17 protein-coding genes and 2 other annotated features (1 of these 19 cut by a window edge) are annotated in these 23,247 nt (G+C 45.0%); all 17 genes read left to right on the top strand.

What is annotated here, in order from left to right; all coding sequences use genetic code 11:
• Positions 1-125: a sequence feature (ribosomal protein L10 leader region), on the top strand; it begins 23 nt to the left of the window's first position.
• Positions 126-159: 34 nt separating this feature from the next.
• The 17 genes from rplJ (at position 160) to leuC (ending at position 23,236) form a co-directional block, all read left to right on the top strand.
• Positions 160-660 (top strand): 50S ribosomal protein L10, encoded by a 501-nt coding sequence (gene rplJ / locus BN1080_RS16780; RefSeq protein WP_052654203.1) that lies wholly within the window; start codon positions 160-162, stop codon positions 658-660.
• 56 nt (positions 661-716) lie between these two features.
• Positions 717-1,076 carry a 50S ribosomal protein L7/L12 gene (gene rplL, locus BN1080_RS16775; protein ID WP_052654200.1) on the top strand — a complete coding sequence of 120 codons (360 nt, stop codon included), beginning with the start codon at positions 717-719 and terminating at the stop codon, positions 1,074-1,076.
• A gap of 124 nt (positions 1,077-1,200) precedes the next feature.
• Positions 1,201-1,803 (top strand): class I SAM-dependent methyltransferase, encoded by a 603-nt coding sequence (locus BN1080_RS16770; protein WP_052654198.1) that lies wholly within the window; start codon positions 1,201-1,203, stop codon positions 1,801-1,803.
• A 215-nt stretch (positions 1,804-2,018) separates the two neighbouring features.
• Positions 2,019-5,573, top strand: a complete 3,555-nt coding sequence (rpoB, locus tag BN1080_RS16765) for a DNA-directed RNA polymerase subunit beta (RefSeq protein ID WP_052654196.1) — start codon at positions 2,019-2,021, stop codon at positions 5,571-5,573.
• A 108-nt stretch (positions 5,574-5,681) separates the two neighbouring features.
• A complete protein-coding gene (rpoC, locus tag BN1080_RS16760; RefSeq protein ID WP_052654191.1) occupies positions 5,682-9,287 on the top strand; it encodes a DNA-directed RNA polymerase subunit beta' in 3,606 nt (1,201 codons plus the stop codon).
• 129 nt (positions 9,288-9,416) lie between these two features.
• Positions 9,417-9,665, top strand: coding sequence for a 50S ribosomal protein L7ae-like protein (locus tag BN1080_RS16755; protein WP_052654188.1), 249 nt, complete (start codon positions 9,417-9,419; stop codon positions 9,663-9,665).
• Positions 9,666-9,765: 100 nt separating this feature from the next.
• Positions 9,766-10,185, top strand: coding sequence for a 30S ribosomal protein S12 (rpsL, locus tag BN1080_RS16750; RefSeq protein ID WP_052654186.1), 420 nt, complete (start codon positions 9,766-9,768; stop codon positions 10,183-10,185).
• A gap of 45 nt (positions 10,186-10,230) precedes the next feature.
• A complete protein-coding gene (gene rpsG / locus BN1080_RS16745) occupies positions 10,231-10,701 on the top strand; it encodes a 30S ribosomal protein S7 (protein WP_052654184.1) in 471 nt (156 codons plus the stop codon).
• Between the two features lie 54 nt (positions 10,702-10,755).
• Complete coding sequence (gene fusA / locus BN1080_RS16740) at positions 10,756-12,834, top strand: elongation factor G (RefSeq protein WP_052654182.1); 2,079 nt, start codon at positions 10,756-10,758, stop codon at positions 12,832-12,834.
• Between the two features lie 116 nt (positions 12,835-12,950).
• Positions 12,951-14,138, top strand: coding sequence for an elongation factor Tu (tuf, locus tag BN1080_RS16735; protein ID WP_052654180.1), 1,188 nt, complete (start codon positions 12,951-12,953; stop codon positions 14,136-14,138).
• Positions 14,139-14,595: 457 nt separating this feature from the next.
• Positions 14,596-15,495, top strand: a complete 900-nt coding sequence (ilvE, locus tag BN1080_RS16730; RefSeq protein ID WP_052654708.1) for a branched-chain-amino-acid transaminase — start codon at positions 14,596-14,598, stop codon at positions 15,493-15,495.
• 10 nt (positions 15,496-15,505) lie between these two features.
• Positions 15,506-15,754: a binding site (T-box leader), on the top strand.
• A gap of 80 nt (positions 15,755-15,834) precedes the next feature.
• Complete coding sequence (ilvB, locus tag BN1080_RS16725) at positions 15,835-17,562, top strand: biosynthetic-type acetolactate synthase large subunit (RefSeq protein WP_052654176.1); 1,728 nt, start codon at positions 15,835-15,837, stop codon at positions 17,560-17,562.
• Positions 17,559-18,071, top strand: coding sequence for an acetolactate synthase small subunit (ilvN, locus tag BN1080_RS16720; protein WP_052654169.1), 513 nt, complete (start codon positions 17,559-17,561; stop codon positions 18,069-18,071). Before ilvB ends, ilvN begins: the two co-directional genes overlap by 4 nt.
• Positions 18,072-18,104: 33 nt before the next feature.
• Complete coding sequence (ilvC, locus tag BN1080_RS16715; RefSeq protein ID WP_052654166.1) at positions 18,105-19,139, top strand: ketol-acid reductoisomerase; 1,035 nt, start codon at positions 18,105-18,107, stop codon at positions 19,137-19,139.
• Entirely contained in the window at positions 19,126-20,667 is a 1,542-nt protein-coding gene (locus BN1080_RS16710) for a 2-isopropylmalate synthase (RefSeq protein ID WP_052654157.1), read from the top strand. Before ilvC ends, BN1080_RS16710 begins: the two co-directional genes overlap by 14 nt.
• 31 nt (positions 20,668-20,698) lie before the next feature.
• The gene (leuB, locus tag BN1080_RS16705) at positions 20,699-21,799 is read left to right on the top strand and encodes a 3-isopropylmalate dehydrogenase (protein WP_052654154.1); all 1,101 of its coding nucleotides are present in this window, start codon (positions 20,699-20,701) and stop codon (positions 21,797-21,799) included.
• 18 nt (positions 21,800-21,817) lie between these two features.
• Complete coding sequence (gene leuC / locus BN1080_RS16700) at positions 21,818-23,236, top strand: 3-isopropylmalate dehydratase large subunit (protein WP_052654151.1); 1,419 nt, start codon at positions 21,818-21,820, stop codon at positions 23,234-23,236.
• The last annotated feature ends 11 nt before the right edge of the window (positions 23,237-23,247 follow it).

The raw sequence follows: 23,247 nt of genomic DNA, 5'->3' as shown, positions 1-23,247 counted from the left end.
GACAGCAGGGGCGCGAGCCGCTTAATTTATCCCTGCCGAGGACATGATGAATTCAGTACCCATCTTTTTGATGCTGAACTTATGCCTCTGTGTCTGTAAAGACCAGAGGCTTTTCTTATGGACGAACGGTGCGAATGAAAATCTATAGGAGGTGCCAAAATGAGAAAAGCAGTTGAAACGAAAAAAGTTGTTGTGCAAACGATCGCTGACAAATTCGAAGCCGCAGCTTCGGTTGTAGTTGTGGATTACCGCGGCTTGAACGTTGCTCAATTAACAGAACTTCGTAAACAGCTTCGTGAAGCAGGCGTTGAGTTCAAAGTTTACAAAAACTCAATGACTCGCCGTGCTACTGAAATGCACGGACTTGAAGCAATCAACGAACACTTTACAGGACCAAACGCCATTGCGTTTTCTAACGAAGACGTAGTAGCGCCAGCGAGAATCATCAACGATTTCGCTAAAAAGAACGAAGCGCTTGAAATCAAAGCGGGTATCATCGAAGGCACTGTATCATCTGCTGACGATATTAAAGCATTGGCAGAACTTCCATCACGCGAAGGTCTACTTTCTATGCTACTCAGCGTACTACAAGCTCCAGTCCGCAACTTCGCTGCGATTACAAAAGCAGTTGCAGACAGCAAAGAAGAACAAGGCGCTTAATAAGTTAGCCGGATAAGCACGACAAAAAAATCAACTTTCCATAGGAGGAAACTATAATGACACAAGAACAAATCTTAGACGCAATCAAAGAAATGACAGTTCTTCAACTTAACGACCTAGTAAAAGCAATCGAAGACGAGTTCGGCGTAACTGCTGCTGCTCCTGTTGCTGCAGCTGCTGCTGGCGGTGCTGCTGCTGAAGAGCAAACTGAATTTGATGTAGTCCTAGCTTCTGCTGGAGACCAAAAAATCAAAGTTATCAAAGTGGTACGCGAAGTTACTGGCCTAGGCTTGAAAGAAGCTAAAGCTCTAGTTGACGAAGCTCCTAAAGCTCTTAAAGAAGGCGTTTCTAAAGAAGAAGCTGAAGAAATCAAAGCTAAAGTTGAAGAAGTTGGCGCTTCAGTAGAAGTTAAATAATTTCATCAACTTATGAATAAGAAAGAAAGCTCGTCAGTTTATACCGACGGGCTTTTTCTTCTTTTTATTATTTAAATCGGCTGAAGATTTTGCGGTAAGTTGATTATGGTAAGGAGGGCTATTCATGTCCCAGCATTATTATTCTAAAAATCCCCAAACAACAAGCAATCCTCAAGAATGGACGAATACATTGCGAGGCGAGAAGTTCCATTTCCAGACAGACTCCGGCGTATTCAGCAAAGGCGATATTGACTTTGGTTCTCGTTTATTGATTGAAACCTATGAAGATTCATCAATTGATGGCCCTGTTTTAGATGTAGGGTGTGGATACGGGCCGATCGGAATGGCGATCGCTAAAGCGTTCCCTCAAAAAGAAGTCCACATGGTTGATGTAAACATGCGCGCAATTGAATTAGCGAAGAAAAATGCAGAAAAAAACGGCATACAGAATGTGAAGATTTATGAAAGTGATGGGCTGTCAGCGGTAGAAGAAAACGGATTTTCGGCGATTTTAACCAATCCGCCGATCCGCGCAGGCAAAGAAACGATTTTTCGTTTTTATGAAGGAGCTTACGATAAGCTGAAGCACGGCGGATCGCTGTGGGTTGTGATACAGAAAAAGCAAGGGGCGCCTTCGACTCAAGAAAAATTAACGGAGCTTTTCAGAGATTGCCAAGTAATTGACAAGAAAAAAGGGTATTTTATTTTTGAGGCCAGAAAAGTTTGACTTGACAAAACCGCTATGGTATTATAACTAAATGCAAAATTTATTATTTTGAGGTCGTTTGCCCTTTTTAGGGCATGGCATAGCGACAGATTTGATCACGGTAAACCGAAAATGAGCTAATTTTTAGCCTCGTTTTCTTTTTGTCTTTTCGATATCATACACTATTTAGTGGAAATCGCAAAGACCTATAATCGTTTTATTGAGGGGTGAATAAGTTGGTAGGTCAACTAGTTCAGTACGGGCAACATCGTCAACGTAGAAGTTTTTCGAGAATTAAAGAAGTGCTTGAACTTCCTAACCTGATTGAAATCCAGTCAGCGTCTTATGAGTGGTTCCTCGAAGAAGGACTGCGCGAAATGTTCCGAGATATCTCACCGATCGAAGATTTCACAGGAAATCTATCGCTTGAGTTTGTTGATTACAGTCTCGCGGAACCAAAGTATCCAGTCTCTGAATCGAAAGAACGCGACGTCACTTATGCGGCTCCTTTGCGCGTGAAAGTTCGCTTGCACAACAAAGAGACAGATGAAGTGAAAGAACAGGATGTCTTTATGGGTGATTTCCCATTAATGACTGAAACCGGAACTTTTGTCATCAATGGAGCAGAACGCGTTATTGTTTCCCAATTAGTGCGTTCACCAAGCGTTTATTTCCACGACAAAACCGATAAAAACGGCAAAAAAGGCTTTGGAGCTACGGTGATTCCGAACCGTGGAGCTTGGCTGGAATATGAAACAGATGCAAAAGACGTCGTTTACGTAAGAATCGACCGTACGCGTAAATTGCCGGTAACAGTTCTTTTAAGAGCGCTTGGCTTCGGATCTGACCAAGAAATCATTGATTTGCTTGGGGATAACGAATTTCTTCAAAACACGCTTGAAAAAGACAATACGGAAAGCACGGAAAAAGCGCTTCTTGAAATCTACGAACGTTTACGTCCGGGCGAGCCGCCGACAGTTGAAAGCGCAAAAAGCTTACTTTATTCGCGTTTCTTCGACCCAAAACGCTACGACTTAGCAAATGTGGGCCGATATAAAATGAACAAAAAGCTTCACATTAAAAACCGTCTCTTCAACCAAACCATCGCTGAAACGTTGGTGGACCCTGAAACAGGCGAAATTTTAGTGGAAGCTGGTACAGTCATTGACCGCCGAGTATTGGATCGTCTAATTCCTTATTTGGAAAGTGGCGTCAATTTCCAAACGGTAAGTCAAACAGGCGGAGTTCTTGAAGGCGATGTTACATTGCAGTCGGTTAAGATCTACGCGCCAAATGACGAAAACCAAAAAGAAATCAATGTCATCAGCAATGCTTACATTGAAGACAAAATCAAACACGTAACGCCAGCTGATATTATTTCATCTATTAGTTACTTCTTTAACCTTCTTTACGGAGTTGGAAACACAGATGATATCGATCACCTGGGCAATCGCCGTTTGCGTTCGGTAGGAGAGCTTTTGCAAAACCAGTTCCGCATCGGTTTATCCCGTATGGAACGTGTTGTGCGCGAACGTATGTCTATCAACGATACGCAGGCAATCGTGCCTCAGCAGTTGATCAATATCCGTCCGGTTATTGCATCAATTAAAGAGTTCTTCGGAAGTTCACAGCTTTCCCAGTTCATGGACCAAACAAATCCATTGGGTGAGTTGACGCACAAACGCCGTCTATCTGCACTTGGACCTGGTGGTTTGACACGTGAGCGCGCTGGATTTGAAGTGCGTGACGTTCACTATTCACACTATGGCCGCATGTGTCCGATTGAAACGCCTGAGGGACCAAACATCGGATTGATCAACACACTTTCGACATTTGCGAAAGTGAACAAATTCGGATTCATTGAAACACCTTACCGCCGGGTTGATCCGGAAACAGGAGTGGTTACGCCTCACATCGACTACTTGACTGCAGACGAAGAAGATAACTATGTAGTGGCTCAGGCCAATTCGGAGTTATCGGAAGACGGCTCTTTCGTAGAAGAAGAAGTAGTAGCACGTTTCCGCGGGGAAAACACTTTAATCAAACGCGACCGCATTGATTATATGGACGTTTCTCCGAAACAGGTCGTATCTGTAGCAACAGCTTGTATTCCGTTCCTTGAAAATGATGACTCCAACCGTGCGTTAATGGGAGCGAACATGCAACGTCAAGCAGTTCCATTGTTAAATCCTGAAGCGCCGTTTGTCGGCACAGGAATGGAACATTTGGCAGCGCGTGATTCCGGTGCAGCTGTAATTGCGAAATACGAAGGTATCGTAGAATCTGTAGAAGCAAGAGAAATTAAAGTTCGCCGCATCGAAGAAATCGATGGCAAAGAAGTAAAAGGCGATTTGACTAGCTATAAATTGCAGAAATTCGTCCGTTCTAACCAAGGAACCAGCTATAATCAACGCCCGATTGTAAAAGTTGGCGACCGCGTATCAAAACGCGATATTTTAGCAGATGGCCCTTCAATGGAACGCGGAGAAATGGCTCTTGGCCGCAACGTCCTTGTCGCATTCATGACTTGGGACGGCTTCAACTATGAAGATGCGATCATTATGAGCGAACGTCTTGTAAAAGATGATGTATATACTTCTGTCCATATCGAAGAATACGAATCAGATTCCCGGGATACAAAACTTGGGCCTGAAGAAATCACACGCGACATTCCAAACGTCGGTGAAGATGCGCTTCGTAATTTGGATGACCGCGGAATTATCCGTGTCGGGGCAGAAGTGAAAGACGGAGATATCCTGGTGGGGAAGGTGACACCTAAAGGTGTGACGGAACTGACAGCTGAAGAACGTCTATTGCATGCAATCTTTGGAGAAAAAGCACGTGAAGTCCGCGATACGTCATTGCGCGTGCCGCACGGCGCTGGCGGTATTGTCCTTGATGTGAAAATCTTCAACCGTGAAGACGGAGATGAGTTGCCACCGGGTGTAAACCAATTAGTACGCGCTTATATCGTCCAAAAACGGAAAATCCAAGTCGGCGATAAGATGGCCGGACGCCACGGAAACAAAGGTGTAATTTCACGCATTCTTCCGGAAGAAGATATGCCGTTTATGCCAGATGGAACTCCGGTCGACATCATGCTTAACCCGCTTGGTGTACCATCGCGTATGAATATCGGACAAGTACTTGAGCTGCACTTAGGCATGGCTTCTCGTTCACTTGGTATTCATATGGCTTCTTCTGTATTTGATGGTGCGAACGAAGCTGATGTATGGGAAACGATGGAAGAAGCAGGGATGTCACGTGACGGTAAAACCATCCTATATGATGGCCGTTCAGGTGAAGCATTCGATAACCGTGTATCGGTAGGAATCATGTATATGATCAAACTTGCACACATGGTTGATGATAAATTGCACGCCCGTTCTACTGGACCTTACTCATTGGTTACACAACAGCCACTTGGCGGTAAAGCTCAATTCGGTGGACAGCGTTTCGGTGAAATGGAAGTTTGGGCACTTGAAGCATATGGGGCTGCTCATACTCTTCAAGAAATCCTAACAGTCAAATCGGATGATGTTGTTGGCCGAGTGAAAACTTATGAAGCGATTGTCAAAGGCGAAAGTGTTCCGGAACCAAGCGTTCCAGAATCATTTAAAGTTTTGATCAAAGAGCTTCAAAGTTTGGGTATGGACGTAAAAATGCTTACAATCGATGATGAAGAAATTGAATTGCGCGATTTGGATGAAGAAGAAGACCTTCAGCCTGCGGATTCATTAAATATCTTGCCAATCGCAGATAAAGAAGAAATTGCTGGAACAGTTGATTGATAAATTTTTGGAAGCAGACGGTCCAAGCCTACCGTCTGTCTTCTAATCACTTGGTCGTAAACGAGGAAGAGCCACACAGAAACTCGAGACAAAAGGGAGGTAGGCTCCTTGATAGATGTTAACAATTTTGAGTATATGAAAATCGGATTAGCTTCACCCGATAAAATCCGCTCATGGTCTTATGGAGAAGTCAAAAAGCCAGAAACAATTAACTACCGTACATTAAAACCAGAAAAAGACGGTTTGTTCTGTGAACGTATTTTCGGTCCTACAAAAGACTGGGAATGCCATTGCGGAAAATACAAACGCGTCCGTTATAAAGGCGTAGTCTGCGATCGCTGTGGCGTTGAAGTCACGCGTTCAAAAGTTCGCCGTGAACGCATGGGGCATATTGAACTTGCAGCTCCTGTATCACATATTTGGTATTTCAAAGGGATTCCGAGCCGCATGGGCCTAATTTTGGACATGTCTCCCCGCTCACTAGAAGAAGTGATTTATTTTGCTTCTTATGTAGTAATCGACCCTGCGGATACACCGCTTGAGAAGAAACAGCTTCTTTCAGAAAAAGAATATCGTGCATATCGCGATAAGTTTGGCAAAAAATTCCAAGCTGCTATGGGTGCGGAAGCGATCAAGCGACTTCTTCAAGAAATCGATCTTGAACGTGAAACGGATTCATTGAAAGAAGAATTGAAAACTGCCCAAGGGCAACGCCGTACGCGTGCAATTAAGCGCCTTGAGGTTGTTGAATCTTTCCGTAACTCAGGAAACAATCCTGATTGGATGATTCTAGACGTTCTTCCAGTTATTCCACCTGAGCTTCGCCCGATGGTTCAATTAGACGGCGGACGTTTTGCGACTTCCGACTTAAACGACTTGTATCGCCGGGTAATCAACCGGAACAACCGTTTAAAACGTTTATTAGACCTTGGTGCTCCAAGCATCATCGTCCAAAACGAAAAACGCATGCTTCAGGAAGCTGTTGATGCGCTAATCGATAATGGCCGCCGTGGCCGTCCAGTAACTGGACCAGGTAACCGTCCATTAAAATCTCTTTCTCATATGCTAAAAGGGAAACAAGGACGTTTCCGTCAGAACCTTCTTGGTAAACGTGTTGACTATTCAGGCCGTTCGGTTATCGTTGTTGGACCAAACTTGAAAATGTATCAATGCGGATTGCCGAAAGGGATGGCGATTGAGCTGTTCAAGCCTTTCGTAATGAAAGAACTTGTTGAGCGCGGACTTGCCCATAACATTAAGAGTGCGAAACGCAAAATTGAACGTCTGCATTCAGAAGTCTGGGATGTATTAGAAGACGTAATCAAGGAGCATCCGGTTCTATTGAACCGAGCACCAACTCTTCACAGACTTGGTATCCAGGCATTTGAACCGACACTTGTTGAAGGTAAAGCGATCCGTCTGCATCCGCTAGTATGTACAGCATACAACGCCGATTTCGATGGTGACCAAATGGCTGTTCACGTACCTTTGTCATCCGAAGCACAAGCTGAAGCACGTCTTCTCATGCTTGCTGCTCAAAACATCTTGAACCCTAAAGATGGTAAACCGGTTGTAACGCCGTCTCAGGATATGGTATTAGGAAACTATTACTTAACTCTTGAGCGCGAAGGAGCTACTGGTGAAGGTGCTACATTCTCTGGTCCGGAAGAAGTGCTTGTCGCTTATCAAAATGGCCATGTTCACCTTCATACAAGAATTGCAATCCTTGCTGGATCAGTTAAAAACCCGACATTTACAGAAGAACAAAACAAAATGCTTTTATTGACTTCTGTTGGTAAAGTCATTTTCAATGAAATTCTGCCGGAGTCGTTCCCGTATATCAACGAACCGACTGATTATAACTTGCAGGTAGAAACACCTTCAAAATACTTTGTTCCAACTACTACAGATATCCGCAGTTATTTTGCGGAAGCTGAATTAGTTACTCCGTTCAAGAAGAAAATTCTTGGAGAAATCATTGCAGAAGTCTTCAAACGTTTCCATATTACGGAAACTTCTAGAATGCTCGACCGCATGAAGAGTCTTGGGTTCAAATATTCTACACAAGCAGGAATCACTGTTGGTGTTGCAGATATCGTCGTTCTTCCTGATAAAGGGGAAATTCTAGAAGAAGCACAAGCGAACGTTGATAAAGTAATGAAACAATTCCGCCGTGGATTGATTACTGAAGAAGAACGTTATTCACGTGTCATTTCTTACTGGAGCAATGCGAAAGATATCATCCAAGAAAAACTGATGGCATCTCTTAACAAATTGAATCCGATTTACATGATGAGTGATTCCGGAGCCCGTGGTAACGCGTCCAACTTTACACAGCTTGCTGGTATGCGCGGATTGATGGCCAACCCGGCTGGACGAATCATTGAACTTCCGATTAAATCTTCGTTCCGTGAAGGTTTAACGGTATTGGAATACTTCATCTCTACTCACGGTGCCCGTAAAGGTCTTGCTGATACAGCACTGAAAACAGCTGACTCAGGTTACTTGACACGCCGGCTAGTTGACGTTGCTCAAGATGCAATTGTCCGCGAAAACGACTGTGGAACGGACCGCGGCTTGCTGGTTGGAGCATTGATGGAAGGCACAGAAGTGATCGAAGAGCTGGATGAGCGTATCTTAGGCCGCCACGCGAAGAAAACGATCCGCCACCCTGAAACACAAGAAGTGATTGTAGCGAAAGACGAACTGATCACTCAAGATTTGACTCGTTTGATTATGGAAGCGGGCATAAAAGAAGTGACAATCCGTTCTGCGTTCACATGTAATACGAAGCACGGCGTTTGTAAGAAATGCTACGGTACAAACTTGGCGACTGGCGATGAAGTTGAAGTGGGCGAAGCAGTAGGTATTATTGCCGCTCAATCAATCGGAGAGCCAGGAACTCAGCTGACAATGCGTACATTCCATACAGGCGGGGTTGCAGGAGACGATATTACACAAGGTCTTCCGCGTATCCAAGAAATTTTCGAATCAAGAAATCCAAAAGGCCAAGCAGTCATTTCAGAAATCAACGGTACGATTACCGAAGTGGATGAAATTCGCGAAGGCCAAAAAGAAATCACGATTCAAGGCGATGTCGAAACACGTAAATATCTTGCTCCATATAATGCGCGTTTGAAAGTGCAAGAAGGCGATGTAATCCGCCGTGGAGAAGTATTGACAGACGGTTCGATTGATCCTAAGCAATTATTGCAAGTTAAAGACGTTCAATCTGTTCAAGTGTACCTATTGAAAGAAGTTCAAAAAGTTTACCGTATGCAAGGGGTAGAAATCGGTGATAAGCACGTAGAAGTTATGGTTCGCCAAATGTTCCGTAAAGTCCGCGTGATCGAAGCTGGCGATACCGACTTGTTGCCAGGTTCACTTTTGGATATTCACCAATTTACAGAAGCGAATGAAAAAGCGGTTCTAGAAGGCAACTTGCCAGCTACTAGCCGTCCAGTAATTCTTGGTATTACAAAAGCTTCCCTTGAAACAGAATCCTTCTTGTCAGCAGCATCATTCCAAGAAACGACTCGCGTCCTTACAGATGCAGCGATCAAAGGAAAACGCGATGAATTGCTAGGATTGAAGGAGAACGTCATTATCGGCAAGCTTGTTCCAGCTGGAACAGGAATGCAGCGTTACCGCCAAATCAAAATTGCGCAAAGTGAAAAACAAGCGCAAGAAGAAATTGTCGGAACAGAATCATAAAATTTGAATTCCGGAGAGTTTTTAAACTCTCCGGGGTTTTTTTAGAAATATTGTTGACACTATTAAAATAGAGTGGTAATATGTTGAGGGTTGATGGTTTAACCGTCTGAAACTTTGGAGGATATGCAAATGTCTAATGAAAAAGTAAAACAGGCAAGCAAAACGATCATCGGTACAAAGCAGACAGTAAAAGCATTAAAAAGCGGCATTGTCCAAGAGGTAATAGTGGCAAAAGACGCGGACGATCGAATGACCGAACAGATTATACAACTAGCTCAAGAAAAAGGTATTCCGATCGAATTTGCAGATTCACGATTAAAGCTTGGAAAAGCATATGGCATTCATGTTGGTGCAGCTGCTGTAGCGATTACTGGATAACAGTTTTTGTGTAGAAAACACAAAGACTTTGTTTTTACCCAAAAAATGAACCACCTGGATATGTGGTATTAGAACACCTTTTGAGAGGAGGAAAAAATCGATGCCTACAATTAACCAATTAGTTAACAAGCCTCGTAAACCAAAAAGCACAAAATCAGACTCACCAGCGTTGAACAAAGGGTATAACAGCTTCAAAAAGTCTCAGACTAACGTGAGCTCACCTCAAAAACGCGGCGTTTGTACTCGTGTTGGTACGATGACACCGAAAAAACCTAACTCCGCATTACGTAAATATGCGCGTGTACGGTTAACAAACCAAATTGAGGTCAATGCATACATCGGCGGCGAAGGCCACAACCTTCAAGAGCACAGTGTTGTACTTCTACGCGGAGGACGCGTAAAAGATTTACCGGGTGTACGTTACCATATCGTTCGTGGAGCACTTGATACTGCTGGAGTAAACGGCCGTATGCAAGGACGTTCTAAATACGGAACTAAACGCCCTAAAGTTAAAAAATAATAACTTGAAATAACGAAGAGAATTCGTTTGAAAGGAGGAACATACATGCCTCGTAAAGGTCCTGTAGCTAAACGTGACGTGTTGCCAGATCCAATTTATAATTCGAAATTGGTGACACGCTTAATTAATAAAATGATGGTTGACGGAAAAAGAGGTACTTCACAAAAGATCCTATACGGAGCGTTTGAACTAGTTAAAGAACGCAGCGGTAAAGATCCGATTGAAGTATACGAACAAGCATTAGCTAATGTTATGCCAGTTCTTGAAGTTCGCGCTCGCCGTGTTGGTGGAGCTAACTACCAAGTACCGGTTGAAGTTCGCCCTGAACGCCGTACAACTCTAGGTCTTCGCTACCTTGTAAACTATTCACGTCTTCGTGGAGAGAAAACAATGGAAGAGCGTTTGGCTAATGAAATTTTAGATGCTGCTAACAACACTGGTGCAGCTGTTAAGAAACGTGAAGATATTCATAAAATGGCGGAAGCGAACAAAGCGTTTGCTCACTATCGCTGGTAATTTCTTTCGAGATGTCTATGACATCTTAATCCGAAACGGAAGGAGAAAAACAACATGGCTAGAGAGTTCTCCTTAGACAAAACACGTAATATCGGAATCATGGCACACATTGATGCCGGTAAAACGACTACTACGGAGCGTATTTTGTACTACACAGGTAAAATCCACAAAATCGGAGAAACACATGAAGGTGCTTCTCAAATGGACTGGATGGAGCAAGAGCAAGAGCGTGGAATCACGATCACTTCTGCTGCAACAACTGCTGCATGGAAAAACCACCGTGTTAATATCATCGATACTCCTGGACACGTAGACTTCACTGTTGAAGTTGAACGTTCCCTTCGAGTACTTGATGGTGCGGTAACGGTTCTTGATGCGCAATCAGGTGTTGAACCTCAAACTGAAACAGTTTGGCGTCAAGCAACAACATATGGTGTACCACGTGTTGTGTTTGTCAACAAAATGGATAAAATCGGTGCTGACTTCCTATATTCTGTAGGAACATTGCATGACCGCCTACAAGCGAATGCACACCCGATCCAATTGCCAATCGGTGCTGAAGACGAATTCTCAGGGATCATTGACCTTGTAGAAATGAAAGCGCGCTTCTACGCAAACGACTTGGGAACTGATATCACTGAAGGAGATATTCCTGAATCTCATCGTGAACTTGCAGAGGAATGGCGCACTAAATTAGTGGAAGCTGTTGCTGAGCTTGACGAAGAATTGATGGAAAAATATCTTGGTGGGGAAGAACTCACAATTGATGAACTTAAAGCGGCTATCCGTAAAGGAACATTAGACGTTGAGTTTTATCCTGTGGTTTGCGGAACTGCTTTCAAAAACAAAGGCGTTCAATTAATGCTTGATGCAGTAATTGATTACCTACCATCGCCATTGGATGTACCTCCAATGACTGGTGTACTTCCGGATTCTGATGAAGAAGTATTGCGTAAACCTAGCGAAGACGAGCCATTCTCAGCGCTAGCGTTTAAAGTAATGACAGATCCATACGTAGGGAAATTAACATTCTTCCGCGTATACTCTGGTACTTTGAAATCAGGTTCTTATGTACAAAACTCTTCTAAAGGCAAGCGTGAGCGCGTTGGACGTATCCTTCAAATGCACGCAAACTCTCGTGAAGAGATCTCTGAAGTATATTGCGGAGATATCGCTGCTGCAATCGGCTTAAAAGATACTTCAACTGGAGATACTTTAAGTGATGAGAAACACCAAGTAATCCTTGAGCGCATGGTGTTCCCAGAGCCAGTTATCTCATTGTCAGTTGAGCCGAAATCAAAAGCGGACCAAGACAAAATGGGTCAAGCCCTTGCTAAATTGCAAGAAGAGGATCCTACATTCCGTGCGCATACAGATCAGGAAACTGGTCAAACGATCATCGCAGGTATGGGTGAACTTCACCTTGATATCCTAGTTGACCGTATGCGCCGCGAGTTCAACGTTGAAGCTAACGTAGGGGCGCCTCAGGTATCTTACCGCGAGACATTCCGCAGTTCAGCTCAAGTTGAAGGTAAATTCGTACGCCAATCTGGTGGTCGCGGACAATTCGGACACGTTTGGATCGAGTTCTCTCCAAACGAAGAAGGAGCAGGTTTTGAGTTTGAAAATGCTATCGTTGGTGGTGTTGTTCCACGTGAATACATCCCAGCTGTTGAAGCGGGTCTTCGTGACTCTCTAGACAACGGTGTTATCGCCGGATATCCATTGATCGACATCAAAGCTAAATTGTTTGATGGATCTTACCACGATGTTGACTCGAACGAAATGGCATTTAAAGTAGCTGCATCTATGGCTCTTAAAAACGCTATCTCTAAGGTTAACCCTGTAATCCTTGAACCTATCATGCGCGTTGAGGTTGTTATCCCTGAGGAGTACCTTGGAGATATCATGGGTGACATTACGTCACGCCGCGGCCGTGTAGAAGGTATGGACGCTCGCGGAAACGCACAAGTTGTCCGTGCTATGGTTCCTCTTGCAGAAATGTTTGGATATGCAACTTCATTGCGTTCTAATACGCAAGGCCGTGGTGTGTTCTCAATGCACTTCGATCACTATGAAGAAGTACCAAAATCAATTTCTGAAGAAATTATCAAAAAAAATAAAGGTCAATAATTGAATTTTGATCTTTAATAAAGTATAAATAGTTTGTATGCTCGGAATAATAGGGCCCTATTATTCCAGGCACTTCAAACGACCAATTAACTTATATTTCGAGGAGGATTTTTCTAATGGGAAAAGCTAAATTTGATCGCTCTAAAACACATGCGAATATTGGTACAATCGGTCACGTTGACCATGGTAAAACAACTTTAACTGCTGCAATCGCTACAGTTCTTGCTAAAGCATCGGGCGGGGAAGCTCGTTCTTACGACCAAATCGATAACGCACCTGAAGAAAAAGAACGCGGTATCACTATCAATACTTCACACGTTGAGTACGAAACTGCTACTCGTCACTACGCACACGTTGACTGCCCAGGACACGCTGACTATGTTAAAAACATGATCACTGGCGCTGCGCAAATGGACGGCGGGATCCTAGTAGTATCTGCTGCTGATGGCCCAATGCCACAAACTCGTGAGCACATCCTTTTGTCTAAACAAGTAGGTGTTCCATACCTAGTTGTATTCATGAACAAATGTGATATGGTTGACGATGAAGAATTGCTAGAATTAGTTGAAATGGAAGTTCGTGACCTTCTTTCTGAATACGATTTCCCTGGCGACGACATTCCTGTAATTAAAGGTTCTGCTCTTAAAGCTCTTGAAGGCGAAGCAGAATGGGAAGAAAAAATCATGGAATTGATGAATGCTGTTGATGAGTACATTCCAACTCCAGAACGCCAAACTGACAAACCATTCATGATGCCAGTTGAGGATGTATTCTCAATCACTGGTCGTGGTACGGTTGCAACTGGACGCGTTGAACGTGGACAAGTTAAAGTCGGCGATACTGTTGACATCATCGGTCTTACTGAAGAACCAAAACCTACTACTGTAACAGGTGTAGAAATGTTCCGTAAATTGTTAGACTATGCTGAAGCTGGAGACAACATTGGTGCACTTCTTCGCGGGATCTCTCGTGACGATGTACAACGTGGACAAGTATTGGCTAAACCAGGCACAATCACTCCACACACTGACTTCAAAGCTGAAGTTTATGTTCTTTCAAAAGAAGAGGGTGGACGTCACACTCCATTCTTCTCAAACTACCGTCCTCAGTTCTACTTCCGTACAACTGACGTAACTGGTGTTTGTAACCTTCCTGAAGGCGTAGAAATGGTTATGCCTGGAGATAACGTTGAAATGACTGTATCTCTAATCTCTCCAATCGCTATCGAAGAAGGAACTAAGTTCTCTATCCGTGAGGGTGGACGTACTGTAGGCGCTGGCGTTGTAGCTTCTATCCAGAAGTAATTCGCAAGTGTTTAACCCCTAGCTCATTTAATGAGCTAGGGGTTTTTTGTGCAATAAGAGAAATATGTTTGATTGGTCTTCAAGACATTTTCACTATTTAAAGTTAAAGGAAAAATAAATGTTGAAATCATTTTATTAAATTTGGAGACAGGACTAACATCAAAAATAAAGTTTTTATAATTTAAGAGCAGCCATTTGGCTGCTCTTATTTTATTTTATTGCATATGTAATATATTGCGTGCAAAAAAATTTAACTTTTTTTGCTTTTCTTTAAACCATTGGTATCACTGCAATGTAAACGGATACATGAAAGTATAATATTCTAAATAAACTAAAAAGTCGTACAAAGGCGATTGACAGCCTTTAGAATAGGCGATATGATAACAACAATTTACTAGCAGGAAGCAATTATTTGACGTTATGGCAAACAAAACTTTTTCAGAAAGAAGTGGAAAGCATGGGACAACAAGTGATCTACATGAATGGTGAATTTGTGAAAAAGGAAGATGCGAAAGTTTCGGTTTATGATCATGGGTTCTTATATGGAGACGGAGTCTTCGAAGGAATTCGTTCTTACAACGGAAACGTATTCCGATTAGAAGAACATTTGGAGCGCCTTTACGATTCAGCGAAATCAATCATGCTTGAAATTCCACATACTTTTGAAGAAATGACAAGTCTCGTTGTTGAAACGCTCCGGCAAAATCAATTAAAAGACGCTTACATTCGATTGATTGTTTCAAGGGGCGTCGGAAATTTAGGGATTGACCCACAGACTTGTTCTAAGCCAAGCGTCATTGTAATTGCAGAAGCTTTATCTTTGTTTCCAAAAGCATTATACGAAAAAGGCATTGAAATTGTTTCGGTGGCGACACGAAGAAACCGCTCAGACGTCTTAAGTCCAAAAGTAAAATCCTTAAATTACATGAACAATATTCTAGTGAAAATCGAAGCTAATCTTGCCGGCGTTTCTGAAGCGCTTATGCTCAACGACCAAGGGTACGTTGCAGAAGGATCGGCTGATAATATATTCATCGTTAGAAAGAACAAATTGCTTACGCCTCCGGGTTATGTCGGGGCGCTTGAAGGCATTACTCGAAATGCCATTATGGAAGTGGCTGCTGAGAAAGGATATGACATTCAAGAAGGCGTCTTTACAAGACACGACGTATATGTGGCGGACGAAGTCTTCTTAACCGGAACTGCTGCAGAAGTGATCGCCGTAGTCAAAGTAGATGGCCGAGTGATTGGAGATGGAACTCCTGGTCCTGTAACGAATGACTTGCTTGGTTCATTCCGAGAGCTCGTTCAGCAAGATGGCGTAAAAGTGTATTCCGAACAATTAAACGTAGTTTGATAATTAGATAAAAAATTCGATGACGAGGTTAAAGTTAATGGGATTTGTAATCACAGAGAGCCGGTATTGGTGGAAGCCGGCATTACTGCCATTAGCGACATCCCCTCTGAGTGGAATGCTGAAAGGTTCATCCCGTTTAGGCATTCCCGGTAGCTGGTTTGAGTAAGCTATCGTTATCAAAGGATAAGTTCAACTTATCCATGAGGCTGCGGTTGCGCAGCGAAATAGGGTGGTACCATGAAGCTTTTTCATCCCTATGCAAAGAACAAGTTTCTTTGTGTAGGATGAAAAAGCTTTTTTTATTCTACCGAAGGCATAATCCAAAAGGAGGCGGAAAGATTGGGAGTAAATGTAGAAGTGGAAGAAAAAGCAGAACAGAAACTGAAAGGCAGTGGGGCTGATATCCTGATTCAATCTTTGAAAGAGCAAGGTGTGGACATCATCTTTGGTTACCCTGGAGGAGCGGTGCTGCCGATTTACGATGCTTTGCATCGAAACCCGATCCGGCATGTGCTTGCGCGACATGAGCAAGGTGCCATCCACGCCGCTGAAGGATATGCTCGGGTGTCAGGGAAACCGGGAGTGGTGATCGCGACTTCGGGACCGGGAGCCACAAACCTGGTAACCGGAATTGCAGATGCGATGTTGGATTCGCTGCCATTGGTTGTATTTACCGGACAAGTTGCCAGCACCGTCATCGGGACTGATGCTTTCCAAGAAGCCGATATCATCGGCATTACACAACCGATCACAAAGCATAATTACCAAGTAAAAAATGTGGAAGATTTCCCGCGGATTATCAAGGAAGCTTTTTATATCGCTTCTACGGGGCGGCCAGGACCGGTAGTGGTAGATGTTCCAAAAGACATCTCAAACGCACTGTTTAAGGGCCAAGAAGAACAATCAGAAGTAAATCTTCCGGGCTATCAGCCGACGACGCATCCAAATTACCTGCAAATCCAGAAAGCAGTCCAGCTTTTATCAAAAGCTGAAAAGCCTTTGATCCTGGCGGGCGCAGGGGTACTTGCAGCTCAAGCGACAGAAGAACTAAAAGAATTTATTGAACGGCATCAAATTCCGATAACGAACACATTGCTGGGGCTTGGGACGGTAGAAGGAAATCATCCTTTATTTCTTGGGATGGCTGGAATGCACGGAACGTATACCGCAAATACCGCGATTTGCGAATGTGATGTGCTGTTGAATATTGGAGCCCGCTTTGATGATCGTTTGACAGGCCACTTAGCACATTTTGCTCCGAATGCCAAAGTGATTCACGTAGATATCGACCCGGCAGAAATCGGCAAAAACGTGCCGACGGCGATTCCGATTGTAGCGGATGCAAAAGAGGCGTTAAAAGCATTGCTGGAACAAAACTTCGAAACCTCAGAAAAAGCGGAATGGCTAAACAAGCTGACCGCAAACTCAGAAGAATATCCGCTTTGCTACAAAGCGGATGAAGAAAAAGGCATTCTTCCACAACAAGCGGTTGAATTGATCCAGCGGTTGACTAAAGGAGATGCGATCGTGACGACAGATGTCGGTCAGCATCAGATGTGGACGGCCCAATATTATAAATTCAATCATCCGCACAACTGGGTAACGTCTGGCGGCCTTGGGACGATGGGATTCGGTTTCCCGGCAGCCATCGGCGCACAGCTTGCAAGACCGAATGACCAAGTCATTTCCATTGTCGGAGATGCGGGTTTCCAAATGACACTTCAGGAGTTATCGCTGCTGCAGGAATTGCGGCTTCCAGTGAAAATCATCATTTTGAACAATCAAAGCCTTGGAATGGTCCGGCAATGGCAAGAAACGTTCTACGAGGAACGGTATTCGCAGTCTCTGATCCATGTGCAGCCAGATTTCGTGAAGTTGGCTCAGGCATATGATGTGCCAGGGTATAAAGTCGAAACGCTAGAAGAAGCGGAAGCGGTTTTTGCAGAGGCGTTCGCTTCAAATGAACCGGCTTTAATCGATTGCCGAGTGGTTCAGATGGAATGCGTTTATCCAATGGTTGCACCAGGCAAAGGGCTGAATGAAATGATCGGGGTGAAAATCGAATGAAACGAGTCATCACAACAACGGTAATCAACCAAAGCGGCGTTTTAAATCGGGTGACAGGGCTTTTGATGAAAAGGCAGTTCAATATTGAAAGCATTTCAGTCGGACATACCGAGCAGCCCGGAATGTCGAAAATGACCTTTGTCGTGAATGTAGAAGATGAAGGCAAGCTGGAGCAGCTATTGAAGCAGCTTCAAAAGCAAATTGACGTAATCAAGGTAAATGATATCACCGACAAAGCGATGGTGATGAGGGAACTCGCGTTAATCAAAGTGGTCACGCCGCCGGCAGCGAGAAATGAAATCTACAGCATCGTCGAACCGTTCCGGGCAACGGTAGTGGATATGAGCAAAAACGTGACCACCTTCCAAGTAGCCGGCGATCCTGAGAAAATTGAAGCGTTTATTGATTTAATGCGGCCTTATGGCATCAAGGAGTTAACGAGAACCGGCGTATCCGCGTTTGTTCGTGAAACCCAGAAAACACATACAGCACAATTATCGATTTTGTAAAACGAAACCCACAAACCTGAGGAGGAAATGAAAATGGCAAAAATGTATTATAACCAAGACGTAAACGAGGAAGTACTAAAAGGGAAGACCATCGCAATCATCGGATATGGTTCACAGGGACATGCACATGCACAAAACTTAAAAGAATCAGGCTTTAATGTAGTCGTCGGAGTAAGACCCGGAAAATCATTTAAACAAGCACAAGAAGATGGCATGAATGTCACGACAGTGTCAGAAGCGGCGCAAGCGGCAGATGTGATCATAATTTTAGTACCGGACGAAAAGCAAACGAAAATCTACAACGAAGAAATCAAACCGGCATTGACGGCTGGAAAGTCTTTAGTGTTCGCCCACGGTTTTAACGTCCACTTCAATCAAATCGTGGCACCGGAAGATGTTGACGTATTCTTAGTGGCACCAAAAGGGCCGGGCCATCTTGTTCGCCGTACATATGAAGCGGGAGCTGGAGTGCCGGCATTGTTCGCCATCCATCAAGATGTGTCGGGACAAGCCCAGGAAGTAGCGCTTGCTTATGCAAAAGGAATCGGGGCTGCACGTGCCGGAGTACTGGAAACTTCGTTTAAAGAAGAAACGGAAACGGATCTATTCGGAGAACAAGCAGTGCTTTGCGGTGGGGTTACGTCATTAGTGAAAGCCGGATTTGAAACTTTAGTGGAAGCAGGGTACCAGCCGGAAGTTGCTTACTTCGAATGTATGCATGAATTGAAATTGATCGTCGATTTGATGTATGAAGGCGGGCTTTCAGGCATGCGCTACTCGATCTCCGATACTGCTCAGTGGGGCGATTTCGTTTCAGGCCCTCGCGTCGTGGATGCGGCAACCAAAGAACGTATGAAAGACGTGTTGACGGATATCCAGACAGGCAAATTCGCCAAAGGCTGGCTGCTTGAGAATCAATTGAACCGTCCGGAATTTACAGCCATCGAAAAAGCGGAAGAAACGCATCAAATTGAACAAGTCGGGCGCGTGCTTCGTGCCATGATGCCTTTCGTCAACGAAGGCAAAAAGACAAAAACAAAAGAGGTGGTCGCCAGTGCGCAAAATTGACATCTTTGATACAACACTTCGGGACGGCGAACAGTCGGCTGGGATTAACTTAAACACTGCTGAGAAAATTGAAATTGCCCGCCAATTGGAACGGTTTGGCGCAACAATCATTGAGTCCGGCTTTCCAGCAGCTTCCCCAGGCGATTTTGATGCAGTCCAACGCATTGCGAATACCGTTAAAAATTCAATCGTAACGGGCCTTGCCCGTTCGGTTGAAAAAGATATCTCCACAGCATGGGAAGCGCTAAAAGGCGGCGAACAGCCACATGTCCATATTTTCCTCGCGACATCGCCGATCCATATGGAACATAAATTAATGAAGACACCTGACCAAGTCGTCGAGATTGCGGTAGAGTCGGTCAAATACGCCCGCAAGTACTTTCCGCTTGTCCAGTGGTCAGCAGAAGATGCGTCTCGGTCGGACCCAGAATTTTTGGCCCATATCATTCGTAAAGTCATCGCGGCCGGAGCGACAACGATCAACCTCCCGGATACGGTCGGATATGCCACACCGGAAGAATACGGTGCGATGTTCCGCTACATCCAGGAAAACGTCGTCGGGATTGAAAACGTCAAGCTGTCGGCGCATTGCCATAATGACTTAGGAATGGCGACAGCGAATACATTAGCCGCCATTGAAAACGGTGCGACGCAAGTGGAAGGAACAATCAACGGCATCGGAGAGCGGGCCGGGAACGTTGCATTAGAAGAAATTGCAGTGGCACTGCATATCCGCAATAAAATCTATCAAACGGAAACCGGCATTCAATTAAAAGAAATCAAACGGACCAGCCAATTGGTCAGCCAATTGACAGGAAGTTTGATCCAACCTAATAAAGCGGTCGTCGGCAAAAATGCCTTTGCCCATGAATCCGGCATCCACCAGGACGGGATGCTAAAAAATCCGTTAACGTATGAAATTATTACGCCGGAATTGATTGGCGATGCATCGACGGAATTGGTGCTTGGCAAACATTCCGGCAGACATGCTTTCAAAGACCGTGCAGTTAAAATGGGCTTTGAATTGACGGACGAAAAGCTGAACAAAGCTTTTGCGGAATTTAAGAAATTAGCAGATAGCAAAAAAGAAATTGTAGAAGACGATTTGTTTGTTTTATTGACGGATCAGCAAATCAATGAAAAAGAAGTGGCGGTTTACGAATTGGAAAGTGTGCAAGTGCACTACGGTTCCGTCAATATTCCGACAGCGACCGTATCAGCCACTCATCCGAACGGTGAATTGGTGACAGAAGCAGCGACCGGCGCTGGATCAGTGGAAGCGATTTTCAATACGTTAGAGCGAGTCGTTGCAGGAGAAGCGCATATCTTAGATTACCGGGTCACGTCAATCGGCAAAGGACGGGACGCACTTGGTGAAGCAGTTGTCAACATGACGTATAACGGTGAAGTCGTCACCGGGCGGGATGTAGCACAAGATGTCTTGGAAGCTACAGCGAAAGCTTACTTAAATGCAGTGAATCGCCAGTTGGTAAAAGAAGGGCAGAAAACAAAAACAGCCGTGGTTTAAAACGGATCAATCGAAAGGGGAGGAATTTAAAATGAAAAAAACAATAGCGGTATTGCCAGGAGACGGAATCGGATCAGAAGTAACAGATGCGGCGGTAAAAGTGCTGCAATCCATTGCAATGCGTTATGGGCATACTTTTCATTTAAAGCACGCGTCAATCGGAGGCAGTGCGGTAGATGCGCATGGCACACCGCTTCCAGACGAAACTATCGCAGCATGTGAGGCGAGCGACGCGATTCTCCTTGGTGCTGTCGGAGGCCCGAAATGGGACAAGAATCCTGCGCATCAGCGTCCGGAAAAAGGATTGCTGAATATCCGAAAGCATTTTGATTTATTCGCGAATATCCGGCCGGTCAAAGCGGTGCCTGCATTGCTCGGGTCTTCTCCATTAAAGGAAGAAGTGGCAAAAGAAGTGGACATGGTGATTGTCCGTGAATTGACAAGCGGTTTGTATTTTGGGGAACCGAAACGCCGGACAGAAAAAGCAGCGGTGGATACGCTTGTATATACCCGACAGGAAATCGAGCGGATTGTGGATCAGGCATTTGAAATCGCCCGCGGCCGAAGAGGAAAAGTGACATCGGTCGATAAAGCCAATGTGTTGGAGACGAGCAAGCTTTGGCGAGAAGTTGTAGAAGAGCGTAAAGCATTCTATCCCGACGTGGAAGTAGAGCATATGCTGGTCGATTCGGCCGCGATGAAATTGATCACCGATCCTCGGGCATTTGATGTCATGGTGACAGAGAATATGTTCGGCGACATTTTGAGTGATGAAGCTTCGGTGATCACGGGATCACTTGGCATGCTGCCATCTGCAAGCGTCCGTTCAGACGGTTACGGCCTTTACGAACCGGTACACGGCTCAGCACCGGACATTGCCGGCCAAAATAAAGCCAACCCATCTGCAGCTATCTTGTCGGCAGCGATGATGCTGCGCCATTCGTTCGGCATGCACACAGAAGCGGCGACAATCGAAGAAGCTGTCATGAGTGTCTTGGAAGACGGCTATTGCACAGGCGATTTGTCAGGGGCAGGAAAACGCGTCGTTTCAACCGAACGCTTTGTTGAAAAAGTGATCGAAGAGCTAGAGCGTGAATTGGTGTCAGAACATATAATGTATTCCTATGTCTAAGGTAGAGGAGCGGTAAAAATGGCAAAAACGATTATTGAAAAGATTTGGGAACAACATATTGTCTTTGAAGAAGCAGGGAAACCGGATCTTCTCTATATTGACCTTCATTTATTGCACGAAGTCACTTCTCCTCAGGCATTTGAGGGGCTGCGGCTAAACGGGCGGAAAGTGCGCCGTCCGGATTTGTGCTTTGCGACGATGGACCATAACGTACCGACGCGGAACCGGGAGACGATCAAAGATCCCATTTCCCGCAAGCAAATCAAAACTTTGCAGGAAAACTGCGAAGAGTTCGGTGTTCCGCTTGCCGGCATCAACCACCCCGACCAAGGCATCGTGCATGTGATCGGACCGGAGCTTGGACTGACGCAGCCCGGGAAAACGATTGTCTGCGGCGATAGCCATACGTCTACCCACGGTGCGTTTGGGGCTCTTGCGTTCGGCATCGGTACGAGTGAAGTTGAACACGTGCTTTCTACTCAAACGCTTTGGCAATCAAAACCGAAAACGATGCAGATCCGCATTGACGGAGAACTTGGATTTGGGGTTTCCGCAAAAGATGTGATTTTAGCAATCATTTCAAAATACGGAGTGGATATGGGCACCGGGCATATCGTGGAATATACGGGAGAAGCGATCCGAAGCCTTTCAATGGAAGAACGCATGACCATTTGCAATATGTCAATTGAAGCGGGAGCGCGTGCAGGATTGATCAGCCCGGATGAAACAACGATTGAGTATTTGAGAGGGCGCAGACATGTGCCGCTAGGAGAGGCGTTTGACAGAGCGGCAGCCAAGTGGTTAGCGCTGGCGACAGATGAAGGTGCGGCATACGATGTGACGCGCACCATTCATGCAGATGAAATTTCTCCTTTCGTTACATGGGGAACGAACCCGTCAATGGGCTCTGGAATTGCGGAGCATGTCCCGTATGCAACGGACTACGAAGATCCGGCAGACCGGGAGGCATTAAAACAGGCGTTGGCGTATATGCAGCTTGAAGAAGGGGCGCCGCTATCTTCGATTGAAATCCAGCACGTCTTTATTGGATCTTGCACCAATGCTCGGATTGGGGATTTGCGCGCAGCAAGTGAGATCATTGCCGGCAAAAAAGTCCATCCTTCCGTTACGGCGATTGTGGTGCCAGGTTCAGAATCGGTGAAACGGGCTGCCGAAGCAGAAGGGCTCGACCGGATTTTCCTGGAAGCTGGATTTGAGTGGCGCGAAACAGGATGCAGCATGTGCTTGGCGATGAACGATGACGCCGTGCCTGCAGGAGAACGCTGCGCTTCTACATCCAACCGGAATTTTGAAGGGCGCCAAGGAGCCGGCTCGATGACGCATCTTGTCAGCCCGGTAATGGCCGCAGCTGCTGCGATCGAAGGCCATCTGACCGATGTCCGAAAGTATATGAACGAACCGGTACCGACAGCGTAAGAGACAAGGAG

Origin of the sequence: Planococcus massiliensis (genome assembly GCF_000821325.1) — a bacterium.
Classification (GTDB): domain Bacteria; phylum Bacillota; class Bacilli; order Bacillales_A; family Planococcaceae; genus Planococcus; species Planococcus ruber.
This window is presented reverse-complemented; position numbering and strand designations above follow the sequence as displayed.

Coding starts and splice junctions, on each gene's coding strand:
- ilvE (WP_052654708.1), top strand. CDS start 14,596: ATGGGACAACAAGTGATCTACATGAATGGTGAATTTGTGAAAAAGGAA.
- leuC (WP_052654151.1), top strand. CDS start 21,818: ATGGCAAAAACGATTATTGAAAAGATTTGGGAACAACATATTGTCTTT.
- rpsG (WP_052654184.1), top strand. CDS start 10,231: ATGCCTCGTAAAGGTCCTGTAGCTAAACGTGACGTGTTGCCAGATCCA.
- fusA (WP_052654182.1), top strand. CDS start 10,756: ATGGCTAGAGAGTTCTCCTTAGACAAAACACGTAATATCGGAATCATG.
- rplL (WP_052654200.1), top strand. CDS start 717: ATGACACAAGAACAAATCTTAGACGCAATCAAAGAAATGACAGTTCTT.
- rpsL (WP_052654186.1), top strand. CDS start 9,766: ATGCCTACAATTAACCAATTAGTTAACAAGCCTCGTAAACCAAAAAGC.
- tuf (WP_052654180.1), top strand. CDS start 12,951: ATGGGAAAAGCTAAATTTGATCGCTCTAAAACACATGCGAATATTGGT.
- leuB (WP_052654154.1), top strand. CDS start 20,699: ATGAAAAAAACAATAGCGGTATTGCCAGGAGACGGAATCGGATCAGAA.
- ilvC (WP_052654166.1), top strand. CDS start 18,105: ATGGCAAAAATGTATTATAACCAAGACGTAAACGAGGAAGTACTAAAA.
- rplJ (WP_052654203.1), top strand. CDS start 160: ATGAGAAAAGCAGTTGAAACGAAAAAAGTTGTTGTGCAAACGATCGCT.
- ilvN (WP_052654169.1), top strand. CDS start 17,559: ATGAAACGAGTCATCACAACAACGGTAATCAACCAAAGCGGCGTTTTA.
- BN1080_RS16755 (WP_052654188.1), top strand. CDS start 9,417: ATGTCTAATGAAAAAGTAAAACAGGCAAGCAAAACGATCATCGGTACA.
- BN1080_RS16770 (WP_052654198.1), top strand. CDS start 1,201: ATGTCCCAGCATTATTATTCTAAAAATCCCCAAACAACAAGCAATCCT.